Origin of the sequence: Gemmatimonas sp. (genome assembly GCF_046594945.1) — a bacterium.
In the GTDB taxonomy this organism is placed as follows: domain Bacteria; phylum Gemmatimonadota; class Gemmatimonadetes; order Gemmatimonadales; family Gemmatimonadaceae; genus Gemmatimonas.
Map to the genome: position 1 here is coordinate 1 of NZ_JBKJRB010000131.1, position 4,162 is coordinate 4,162.

The following is a 4,162-nucleotide window of genomic DNA, read 5'->3' on the forward strand; positions in this document are numbered from 1 at the left end:
GCCGGCAGCAAGGTGCGCGAGTGGTGGGACGCCATCGCGGGCATGCGCACCACCGGCTCGTTCCCCTCGGCGGAGCGCACGTGATTCTGCAGCGCGCGATCCCGAGGATCGTTACGCCGCGGACCGTCCTCACGATCCCCGAGCCGTCCGCGGCGCCGCTGGTCCTCGACTACTTCGCGCGTAACCGTGAGCGGCTGGAGCCGGTATCGCCGCCCCCCGTCGACGGGTTCTACACGCGCGAGCACTGGGAGCGCCGCCTCCGCACAGCACGCGAAGAGTTCCTCGCCGACACTTCATTACGTCTCTATATGTCGCGGCCGAGCGATCCCACCATCCTCGGCGTGGTCTCCTTTACGCAGTTTTTTCGGCTCGCGCTGCAGCGCTGCATCCTCGGCTACTCGGTCGACGGCGCCCACGAAGGGCAGGGGCTCCTCCGCGAGGGGCTCGAAGCATCGATTGATTATGTATTTGATGAGCTCGGCTTCCACCGCATCGAAGCCAACTACATGCCGACCAACGAACGGAGCGGCAACCTGCTCCGCCGCCTCGGCTTCACCGTCGAGGGCTACGCGCGTGACTACCTGTTTCTCCACGACCGCTGGCGCGACCACGTGCTCACCGCGAAGGTGAACCCAAAGCCGACGCCGGCGTTGTAGGCCTCGCCGAGGTCATTTCCGGTCCCACGGGAAGGGTGGCGAGCATCGACGGGCGACACGCCGCAGCAGAGCTTCTTCGCGAACGCCCGGCGTAGAGACGGGAGGCCGGCGGTGTTAGCCTGAAGGGTGTTGCCGCTCCGGACCTCGAGCCTCCGACGATCTCGGGCACGCTGCGCAGCAGCATTCGTCCTGCTCTCCATCGCGACGAACCACGTCGCCGCCGCCCCGGCGACCAGCACCACCGCCGAGCAACGCAAGGCCGCCGCGGCGAAGTTCAAGGAGGGAGAGACGGCGTTCGTCGCTGGCGACTACCTGCACGCCGGCGCGGCCTTCGAGGAGGCCTACCGAATCGCGCCGCACTCCTCCGGCCTGTGGAATGCGGCCCGGGCGTGGCACAAGGGAGGCGACACGCGGCGTGCTGCCGGCCTCTACTCCCGCTACCTGCGCGAGGCGCCGCTCGGCGATCCCGATCGCAAGAGCGCGACCGCGGCGTTGCTGCAGTTGAGCGCGAAGCTCGGCCGCTTCGAGATTCAGGCACCGGGGGCAGACCAGGTCACGATCGACGGAGGCGTCGTCGAGGGCCCGAGCGCGTTCGTTCACCCGGGAACCCACACCCTCCGCGCGAGCTTTGGCGGCAAGACGGTCGAGCGCTCGCTCTTCGTCGAAGCCGGAGCCACCGTGAATGTGTCGGTGTCGGCTCCCTCCGAGCCCGCGGCCAGCGCGACCGCGCCCATCCCCACGACTCCGCCACCCGCACGATTGGAGCACCCGAACGAGCCACCGCCGAAGGTTCGCTCGGGTTTGTCGCCCGCGTTCGTATGGGCTTCCGGCATTGCGACCATCGCCGTCGGAGGCGTCGCCGTCTGGTCGGGGCTCGACACCAACCATGCACGCACCACGTTCGACGCAGACCCGAGCGAGGCGAACCTCGCGAGCGGACGCGACAAGCAGACGCGCACCAACGTCCTCCTCGGCGTGACCGCCGGCATGGTGGTACTCACGGCGGCGACCGCGATTTTTCTTGTTGATTGGGGCGCAGAGAAGCGGGCCGAGATCGCCTCATCGATTTCGGCATCGCCAAAGCGGCGTCGCGCCTCACCGTCACCAAGAGCGGCAGCTTGAAGGGCAAGATCCGCTACATGTCGCCCGAACAAATTCGGCAGCAGCCCGTCGATCGCCGCAGCGACGTGTACAGCGCCGGGATCGTCCTCTTCGAGGCCATGACCGGCAAGCACCTCTTCAGCGGCTCCGACGAGGGCGCGATCCTGCTGCGCATCCTCACTGGCGACGCGCCGCCCCCGAGCGAGGTGGTCGAGGGGATCCCGCCGGCCCTCGACGCGATCGTCGCTCGTGCGACGAGCACCGATCCGGAACTCCGGTATGCGACCGCCGCCGATCTGCAGGAGGCGATCGAGACCGCTCTGTCGCTGGCACCGACACGCGAGGTGCGCGCGCTGGTGGAGCACCACGCCCACAACACGTTCGAGGCGCGTCGCGCGGCCATCGAGACGTGGTTTCAAACACCACGCGCAAACGCGGCGCCGGCGATCCCGCCCACGTCGCCCACGCGCGTCAGCGACGCGGTGCCGCCGCAGGCCACCGATGCGGGGAAGCCCCCTCGTGCGCGCAGCACCTTGTTGCCCATCGCGGGAGTCACCCTTGCCGTCGCCCTCGGCCTCGCGGCAATCTACGCGTGGCCCCGCACGGCAGGGCCCAACTCGCACGTCGAGCCCTCTGCGCCGACGATCGCGAGCGCTCCCTCGGCTCTCGTCAGCACGAAGACCGCGGGCGCAAGCGTGTCGGTTCTGCCCGAGCCCACGCTCGCCCCCACCATGAGCGCGGCCTTCAAGCCCGGTGGAAAGAAGGTAAAGCCGGGAGCGACCACGGCGGCCCCCGACCTCCACAAGAACCCCTATGAAGCGAATTGATCCGCGCGCGCTCGGCCTGATGCCGCTCGTCGCAGCGCTCCTTGCGTCGTGCACGGTCTTCAACGGCCTGAACGCAGCTGACCGCTCGCCGGACGCCGCGCTCGACACGGGCAACACGAACGACACGAAGGACGTAGCGGGGGAGGAGGCGACCTCGGACACCGCGATCATCGACACCGCGATCATCGACACCACCACTAATGACGCGCCGACGGACACCGACACATCGATCGACACCGCCAGCGACGCCACGATCACCAAAGCCGAGCGATATCGAGCCGCCGTCCTCGCCGATTCGCCGCTCCTCTACCTCCGCCTCGACGAAGCGACGGGCAAGTTGGTCGCCACCGACTCGAGCAGCGGAAAGCGAGACTGCACCTACCTCGGCGCGGTCGAGTTGCAGTCCACCGGAGCCTTCTCCGACAGCAAGGCGGTGCGCCTCACCGATACCGAGAACGTGGAGTGCGCGGTGACCCCCTTCGACTTCGCCGGCGCTTCTCCGTTCACCGTCGAGGCGTGGGTCAACGCGGACACGATCCCCACCGACTATCCCCGGATCGTCAGCAAAGAGGTTGCTTCACCGCGCAGCGGGTACTCCGTCTCCATCCAATCATCGCCGCTGCAGGTGCTCTTCGAGCGCTGGGACGGCGGGAGTCTCAAGACGTATGTCGCCGTGCCGTTCCCCGGCACCGGCAGATGGGTTCACGTCGCCGCGAGCTGGGACGGCACGACCGCCAAGCTGTTCGTCGACGGCGCACCGGCGTCGAAGGGGTACAGCGGCCTCACCTTCTCCGCCAACACAAGCCCGCTCACCTTCGGCCTCGCGTCGAGTGGCGTGGGTGGTTCCTTCCGCGGCTCCGTCGACGAGATCGCCGTCTACCCGAGCGCGCTGCCGTCTTCGCGCATCGCCGCGCACATCTCCGCCGCCGTCGATCCCTAGTCTCCCTCGGCAGGAGGGACCGACGTACGGAGGCGCTTCACGCCGTGGTGATAGTTCACCTTCGCCGAGTCCTCCCTGCACTCGGCGATGACTGCCACCTCGGCGAACGACAGCTCGTGGAAGCCGGGCGGAAGGTCGCGCCGGTAGTCTCTAGTCGTCGGTGCGGCGGCGATCGCGGTCGCGGTGATCGTGCCGATCGCGATCGCGCTCGCGCTCGCGTTCACGCTCACGCTCGATGTCGGGGACGACGCGCTCCAGACGTGACTCGATCATCTCGGTGACGAGCGCCCACAGGCGATCGGTGTCGTCGCACTCGGCGAGCAGGCCGAGGGGGATCTGGAAGCCACCCTTGTCGGCGCGACCGCCGCCGTAGGGCTTGCCGTCGCGGTCGCGACCGAACGCCGTCCCGAGAAAGACCGCCGGATCGACGCTCGGGCTGTTGGTGCGGAGCGAGCCGTCCACGCGGTCGTCGACGATGCCGTAGACGATCACGGTGTCGATGTCCTCGCGCATCAGGATGTAATCGGCGGCGCCACCGATCGCGTCGCGATCGTTGAGCGGCACGTTGCCCACGCCGGCATAGGCGAAGTCGCGAATGACCTTGAGGTTGGCGAGCCCCTGGCCGAGGACGCCCATCG

4 protein-coding genes and 1 pseudogene are annotated in these 4,162 nt (G+C 68.4%); 4 read left to right on the plus strand and 1 reads right to left on the minus strand.

Annotated elements, in window-relative coordinates; all coding sequences use genetic code 11:
- From ACLL97_RS16015 to ACLL97_RS16030, 4 genes are all read left to right on the plus strand, one after another.
- Positions 1-656: GNAT family N-acetyltransferase (locus tag ACLL97_RS16015; RefSeq protein WP_411281482.1), on the plus strand; the 656-nt coding region annotated here is incomplete at its 5' end.
- Positions 657-782: 126 nt separating this feature from the next.
- Positions 783-1,778, plus strand: a complete 996-nt coding sequence (locus ACLL97_RS16020) for a hypothetical protein (RefSeq protein ID WP_411281483.1) — start codon at positions 783-785, stop codon at positions 1,776-1,778.
- The gene (locus ACLL97_RS16025) at positions 1,685-2,584 is read left to right on the plus strand and encodes a protein kinase domain-containing protein (RefSeq protein ID WP_411281484.1); all 900 of its coding nucleotides are present in this window, start codon (positions 1,685-1,687) and stop codon (positions 2,582-2,584) included. Before ACLL97_RS16020 ends, ACLL97_RS16025 begins: the two co-directional genes overlap by 94 nt.
- Complete coding sequence (locus ACLL97_RS16030) at positions 2,571-3,524, plus strand: LamG domain-containing protein (RefSeq protein WP_411281485.1); 954 nt, start codon at positions 2,571-2,573, stop codon at positions 3,522-3,524. Before ACLL97_RS16025 ends, ACLL97_RS16030 begins: the two co-directional genes overlap by 14 nt.
- A 150-nt stretch (positions 3,525-3,674) precedes the next feature.
- Here the strand turns inward: ACLL97_RS16030 and ACLL97_RS16035 are convergent.
- Positions 3,675-4,162 (minus strand): annotated as a pseudogene (locus ACLL97_RS16035) (hypothetical protein); the annotation flags it as partial.